Source organism: Nocardia colli, assembly GCF_008704205.1.
Classification (GTDB): domain Bacteria; phylum Actinomycetota; class Actinomycetes; order Mycobacteriales; family Mycobacteriaceae; genus Nocardia; species Nocardia colli.
On sequence record NZ_VXLC01000010.1, the window covers coordinates 323,192 to 330,214 of the forward strand.

General features: G+C 64.6%; 5 protein-coding genes and 1 pseudogene. 5 read left to right on the forward strand and 1 reads right to left on the reverse strand.

From position 1 onward, the window contains the following. Positions 1-1,770 (reverse strand): sigma-54-dependent Fis family transcriptional regulator, encoded by a 1,770-nt coding sequence (locus F3087_RS22485; RefSeq protein ID WP_150403985.1) that lies wholly within the window; start codon positions 1,768-1,770, stop codon positions 1-3. 148 nt (positions 1,771-1,918) lie between these two features. Here F3087_RS22485 and F3087_RS22490 point away from each other — a divergent pair, with 148 nt between their 5' ends. From F3087_RS22490 to F3087_RS22510, 5 genes and pseudogenes are all read left to right on the forward strand, one after another. Next, a complete protein-coding gene (locus tag F3087_RS22490; RefSeq protein WP_150403986.1) occupies positions 1,919-3,568 on the forward strand; it encodes a ferritin family protein in 1,650 nt (549 codons plus the stop codon). Positions 3,569-3,640: 72 nt separating this feature from the next. Further along, positions 3,641-4,693 carry an NADH:ubiquinone reductase (Na(+)-transporting) subunit F gene (locus F3087_RS22495; protein ID WP_150403987.1) on the forward strand — a complete coding sequence of 351 codons (1,053 nt, stop codon included), beginning with the start codon at positions 3,641-3,643 and terminating at the stop codon, positions 4,691-4,693. Between the two features lie 24 nt (positions 4,694-4,717). Beyond that, positions 4,718-5,833, forward strand: a complete 1,116-nt coding sequence (locus F3087_RS22500) for an aromatic/alkene monooxygenase hydroxylase subunit beta (protein ID WP_150403988.1) — start codon at positions 4,718-4,720, stop codon at positions 5,831-5,833. Then, complete coding sequence (gene mimD / locus F3087_RS22505; protein WP_150403989.1) at positions 5,830-6,180, forward strand: propane 2-monooxygenase effector subunit MimD; 351 nt, start codon at positions 5,830-5,832, stop codon at positions 6,178-6,180. Before F3087_RS22500 ends, mimD begins: the two co-directional genes overlap by 4 nt. Before the next feature lie 39 nt (positions 6,181-6,219). Then, a pseudogene (locus tag F3087_RS22510) lies at positions 6,220-6,984 on the forward strand (amidohydrolase family protein); the annotation flags it as partial. Positions 6,985-7,023 lie beyond the last annotated feature (39 nt).

Consider the following 7,023-nt stretch of genomic DNA (forward strand, 5'->3'; position numbering starts at 1 on the left):
TCAGGCGATGCCGAAATCCTTGATCTTGCGATAGATGGTGGCCCGCGACATGCCCAGTGCCGCGGCCGCTTCGGACTTGCTGCCGCCGTTCTCCTGCAAGCTGCGCACGATCGCGTCGCGCTCCAGCGCCTCGAGCTGGCTCAGCCTGCGCCGGGTCAGCGACCGGCACTGCGGCGGCAGCTTGTCCGCCTGGATCATGCCGGATCGTTGCACGGCAATGGTTTCGGCGAGGATCTGGCGCAACTGGGTGACGTTGCCCGGCCAGGGCAGCTTGCCGAGTTGGCGCATGGCGTCCGGGGCCAGCCGGACGTCGGCGCCCTTGGTGAGCTCGCGGAGCAGGAACGGGACCAGATCGTCGAGGTCCTCGATGCGATGCCGCAGCGCGGGCACGCCGACGGTGTGGGTGAAGAACGGCAGCAGCAGCGAGTCGACTGCGGGCGCGCGGGTGGCCGAATTCATCGTTGCCGCAATCCAGCCGCGGCCCGCGCAGGATTGCAAGATCTCGGCGAGCGGCTCGATCACGTCGGTGGGTAGTCGCTCCAGATCGGTGATCACGACATTGAATTCGTTGCTCGCGGTCTCGGCGCTCAAGGCGGAGAGCATGTGCTCGGCATCGGCGAACTCTGAGGTGCGCAGCACCCGGACCATCTTGTCCGCACTGACGTGCGCGGCTACCGACCGCGCGAGTCGCGTTCGCCCCGAACCTTTTTCGCCGTCCAGCACCACCCACTCACGATCGCGGCAGCAGCGCTCCACCTGCTGGCAGCTGCGCCGCCACGAACTGCTGCGGCCCGCGACGCCGGGCACCGTGAAGGTGGCCTGCCCGATCGTGCGCCGCACGGCACGATCCGCGGCGAGCTGGACGTGCAGCACGACACCGCGTAACCCGCCGCGCACCAGAATCCTTTCTACCGCAGTAACTTTGGTGGTGTGCCCGCTCGGCAACTGCGCGACGAGTGTGTCGACGGCGCTGGCGCCGCCCGCGAGATCGGCCGAAAGTTCCAGCAGCGCAACCTGATCGTGCGCGTCCAGCGCGTGCCGCAGGTATTGGTTCATCAACACCACATCGCCGCCGATGGCCAGCACGCCGAGCGGATACCGCCGGCATTGGCGCAGATAGGTTTCCAGCAGCGCGGTCTCGCTCTCGCTGGCCAGCGAGCTGAGCCGATCCTCGATCTGACTGCTCGCACTCTTGGCCAGGGTGAACAGCAGCGGATCGGATCGGCTTGCCCAGCAGGTCAAGTCGATCACCCCGAGCACCGCCCTGGTCAGCGGGTGCCGGATCGGCGAGCCCGCGCAGGCCAGCCTGCCGAGCGTGCCCAGATAGTGTTCGCCGCCGCGAATGAAGGTGGGGCTGGCGGTTTCCAGCGTGGTGCCGATGCCGTTGGTCCCCACGAACGTCTCGGCGTAGCTGTATCCGGGGGCGAGCTGCACGCTGTCCAGCAGGTGCATGATCGTCACCTCGGAGGCATACCGCTCCAGCACCAGCCCGTCCGACGAGGTCAGGATGACGCTGACCGTTTGCGCCGCAAGATCATTCGCGAGCCGCTGCAACACCGGGGCCGCGGCATTGGTGAGCGGTGAGTCCAGATTCGGGTCGCGCACGTACGGCAGCTCCACCCGGTCCGGGTGGATGCGCAGCGCGCGTGAGCGACGCCAGGAATCGAGCACGGTGCTGCGTACCGGCAGGGTGTCCACCGGTTCCGCGGTCAAGAACCGTTCCCTGGCTTGCCGCAGGCTGACAACGGCATCGACATGGGGGTCCGACATTGCTCTCACCTCGAAACTGACCAGCCGTAGTCCACGCTAGCCGCGTCTCAATGTGCGACGCGTCTCAGATTGAGACGTCCAGCCTAACCCTTTCGCTGTGTCATAGGTCACAGGAAGCGTGTGCAGCAGCCACAGCAGGAGGAAGACGTTGAGCAGGCAAAGCCTGAGCAAGGCTCACAAGAAGATCACCGAACTGTCGTGGGAACCGACCTTCGCGACACCGGCCACCCGGTTCGGCACCGACTACACATTCGACAAGGCGCCGAAAAAGGATCCGCTGAAACAGATCCTGCGCTCCTACTTCCCGATGGAGGAGGAGAAGGACAACCGGGTCTTCGGCGCGATGGACGGGGCCATCCGCGGCAACATGTTCCGTCAGGTACAGCAGCGGTGGATGGAATGGCAGAAGCTGTTCCTCTCGATCATCCCGTTCCCGGAGATCTCAGCGGCCCGCGCGATGCCGATGGCCATCGACGCGGTCCCGAATCCGGAGATCCACAACGGCCTCGCGGTGCAGATGATCGACGAGGTCCGGCATTCGACGATCCAGATGAATCTCAAGCGCCTCTACATGAATCACTACATCGACCCGGCCGGGTTCGATATCAGCGAGAAGGCGTTCGCCAACAACTACGCGGGCACCATCGGCCGCCAGTTCGGCGAGGGCTTCATCACCGGCGACGCGATCACCGCGGCGAACATCTACCTGACCGTGGTCGCCGAAACCGCCTTCACCAACACCCTTTTCGTCGCGATGCCCTCGGAGGCGGCAGCCAATGGCGATTACCTGCTGCCGACGGTGTTCCACTCGGTGCAGTCCGACGAGTCGCGGCACATCTCCAACGGCTACTCGATTCTGTTGATGGCCTTGGCCGATGAGGACAACCGGCAACTGCTCGAGCGCGACCTGCGCTACGCCTGGTGGAACAACCACTGCGTGGTGGACGCCGCGATCGGCACCTTCATCGAGTACGGCACCAAGGATCGGCGCAAGGATCGCGACAGCTACGCCGAGATGTGGCGGCGCTGGATCTACGACGACTACTACCGCAGCTACCTGATCCCGCTGGAGAAGTACGGCCTGACCATCCCGCACGACCTGGTCGAGGAGGCGTGGAACCGGATCGTGAACAAGGGCTACGTGCACGAGGTGGCCCAATTCTTCGCCACCGGTTGGCCAGTCAACTACTGGCGCATCGATCCGATGACCGACCAGGACTTCGAATGGTTCGAGGAGAAGTACCCGGGTTGGTACAACAAGTACGGCGTCTGGTGGGAGAACTACAACCGCCTGCGCTACCCCGGCCGGAACAAGCCGATCGCGTTCGAGGACGTCGACTACCAGTACCCGCACCGCTGCTGGACCTGCATGGTGCCGTGCCTGATTCGCGGTGACATGGTGACCGAGAAGGTGGACGGTCAGTGGCGCACGTACTGCTCGGAGACCTGCGCGTGGACCGACATCAAGGCGTTCCGCCCGGAGTACGAGGGCAGGCCGACGCCGAACATGGGCCGGCTCACCGGTCATCGCGAATGGGAAACCCTGCACCACAACCAGGATCTCGCCGACATCGTGCAGAACCTCGGTTATGTGCGCGACGACGGCAAGACCCTGATCCCGCAGCCGCACCTGGATCTGGACGATCCGAAGAAGCTGTGGACGCTGGATGACCTGCGCGGCATCAACTTCCAGAGCCCGAACGTGCTCTTGAACGAGATGTCGGACGCCGAGCGCGCGGCGCACGTCGCCGCGTACACGGCCGGTGGTCCAGGCGGTCGCCCGGCCGAGGTCGCCTGATCCCATCGACCGTCCGGTGCCTGCGTGCTCGTCCGCGAGCGCAGGCACCGGGCCCCATCCGAGGAGTTTCCCGTGGGGGACACCCATCGCATCCGGTTCGAGCCGGTCGAACTGGAGATCGAGGTCGACGAGAACGAGACAATCCTGGATGCGGCCTTCCGCCAAGGGGTTTCGCTGATGCACGGCTGCCGCGAGGGGCAGTGCTCGGCGTGTAAATCGTTCCTGCTCGACGGCGACATCCAGATGGATCGCTACTCCACCTTCGCGCTCGCCGACTACGAGAGCGAGGAAGGGTATGTGCTGCTGTGCAAGTCGCATGCCTACAGCGACTGCGAGATCGAGCTGATCAACTTCGACGAGGACGAGTTGCGCAACGCGGTTCCGCTGCAACAACTCCGGACCCGCATCGTCGCCTTGACCGACCTGACGCACGACATCGTGTCGCTGGAAGTGGAGCTGATCGAGCCCGCGGCCTACACCTTCAAGCCGGGGCAGTACTCGGACGTGATGATCCCCGGCACCGAGGAGCATCGCTCGTTCTCGATGGCGACCACGCCGACCGACTCCGGCCGGCTGCAATTCATCATCAAACGCTATCCGGGCGGGCGCTTTTCGGGCCTGCTGGCGGGCGAGCTCGCGGTCGGCGACGAACTGCGGCTGCGCGGTCCGTACGGCTCGTTCACCGTCAAGAAGGACTCCGAGCGCGACATCGTCTGCATCGGCGGCGGGGCGGGGATGGCGCCGATCCTGTCGCTCCTACGTCATCTGGTCGAGATCGGCAGCGCCAGGCCGGTGCATTACTACTACGGCGCCCGCACCGCCGCCGACCTGTTCTATCTGCCCGAGCTCGCCCGGCTCGGCGACCAGCTGACCGACTTCACCTTCGTCCCGGCGCTTTCCGAAGACACCACCGCGGACTGGGCCGAAATGGGTGTCGCGGACGGCGATTTCGGCTTCGTCACCGACGTGGTCGATCGGCGCGAACCCGACCTGACCGAGTCCGAGATCTACCTCTGCGGACCGCCGCCCATGGTCGATGCCGCGATGCGGATGCTCGACGGCAAAGGGGTTGCGCGCGAACGGATCCACTTCGACAAGTTCACCACGACGATTCCGCAGACCTGATTCCAGAGAAAGAGAGAACCGATTATGACCGCACCCGCCGAGCCCGCGACGAAATCGGAGCGCAGTTTCCCCAAGCCGGAATTCACCGACGCCGAAGCGGGCGCCCTGGAGTTCCCCAGCTCGGGCAGCCGTTCCTACAACTACTTCACCCCCGCGAAGCTGCGGGCCACCACCTACGAGGACGTCACCTTCGACGTGCAGCCCGATCCGGCCCGCCATCTCAGCCAGGGCTGGATCTACGGCTTCGGCGACGGCCCGGGCGGCTACCCGCACGAGTGGACGGCGCTGAAATCCACCGACTGGCACAAGTTCCGCGACCCGAACGAGGAGTGGGAGCAGACGATCTACCGCAACAACGCCAATGCGGTGCGGCAGATCCAGCAGAACCTCGACAACGCGAAACTAGCCGACGCCTACAACTCGTGGACGCCGGCCTGGACCAAGTTCGTCGAGCGCAACCTCGGCGCCTGGATGCACGCCGAGCACGGCCTCGGCCTGCACGTCTTCATGGCCGCGCAGCGTTCGGCCCCGACCAACATGATCAACAACGCGATGGCGGTGAATTGCGCGCACAAGCTGCGCTTCGCCCAGGATCTCGCGCTGTACAACCTGGACCTGAGCGAATCACTCAGCGGCTTCGACGGTTCCGCGCATCGCGCGGTCTGGCAGGACGACGCGGTCTGGCAGGGTGTCCGGCGCAATGTCGAATTGCTCACCGCCGCAGGCGATTGGGCCGAGGCGCTGTTCGCGACCAACGTCGTCTTCGAACAGCTGGTCGGCGTGCTGTTCCGCAGCCATCTGGTCATGCAGATAGCGGCCCGCAACGGCGACTACGTCACGCCGAGCCTGGTCGGCTCCGGTGAGCACGACTACAACCGCGACCTCGGCTACTCCCGGGCGCTGTTCGCGCTGCTCACCCGGGACGAGGAGCACGGCGCGCACAACCGCGAGGTGCTCGGCGGCTGGCTGGCGAAGTGGGTGCCGCTGAGCATCGCGGCCGCCCGTGAGCTGCAACCGATCTGGTCGCAGCCGCAGGAACGGACCATCCCGTTCGCCGAATCGTTCGAAGCCGCCAAGTCCGGCCTGCGCAGCGTGCTGGCCGATCTGGATCTCGACCAGCCCGAGGAGCTGAACCGATGAGTACTGCAATGGAATTCGGCACCGGAGTCGGGTCGTCGAACATGTGCGGCATCACCCTGATGAACAACCAGAACGGTTACGTCGTCGCGGAAGTGATGGGCCGCAAGGACGGGGTGAAGATCACCGAGTACCCCTCGATGATCCGGGTCGACGGTAATCGCGTGCTCACCTTCGATTTCGAGGAGATCACCGACGCGCTCGGCACCGAGTTCACCCTGTCCGACTTCGAGGAGATCATGTCCACCCACTACGGGCGGATGGTCCATTTCGACGACCGGACAATGCTTTTCGCCAATCCTGAGGACGCCGCCGAGTACATCGATTTCGACTTGAAACCGGTGCAGTGACCCACAGCCCACAGACCCGTTGAGTATCGGAGCACCACCATGTACGAAAAGGACGGCGAGAAGTACTTCATCGTCGACGGCCACATCCACTTCTGGGACGGCGGCCCGAGCAATCAGAAGAACCGGTACGGCGCGGGCTTCACCGGCTGCTTCTACGACTACCACCGCAATCTCTCACCGGCCGACGAGGTTTGGACACTGGAGAAGTTCGGCAGCTATACCGAGGCCGATCTGATGCACGACCTGTTCGAGGTCGGCTATGTCGACAAGGGCATCTTCCAGCCGACCTATCTCACCGACTTCTACGTCAACGGGTTCAACACCACCGAACGCAATGGCGCACTCGCCGAGAAACATCCGGACCAGCTGATCACCAACGGCGCCTGGGATCCGCGCGACGGCGAGGCCGGCCTGGACAAGCTGGAGGCACTGCACCAACGCTGGAACCTGAAGGGCGTCAAGCTCTACACGGCCGAGTGGAAGGGAGAGTCCAAGGGCTACAAGCTGACCGACCCATGGAGCTACCGGTACCTGGAGAAGTGCGAACAGCTCGGCATCCGCAACATCCATATCCACAAGGGCCCCACCATCTACCCGCTCAACCGTGACGCCTTCGATGTCGCGGACGTAGACGACGTGGCGACCGCATTCCCCAATCTGAACTTCATCATCGAGCACGTCGGCCTGCCGCGGCTGGAGGACTTCTGCTGGATCGCGACCCAGGAACCTAACGTGTACGGCGGCCTGGCCGTCGCGATGCCGTTCATCCACACCCGCCCACGGTATTTCGCGCAGGTCATCGGCTAACTCCTGTACTGGCTCGACGAGAACCGGCTGACCTTC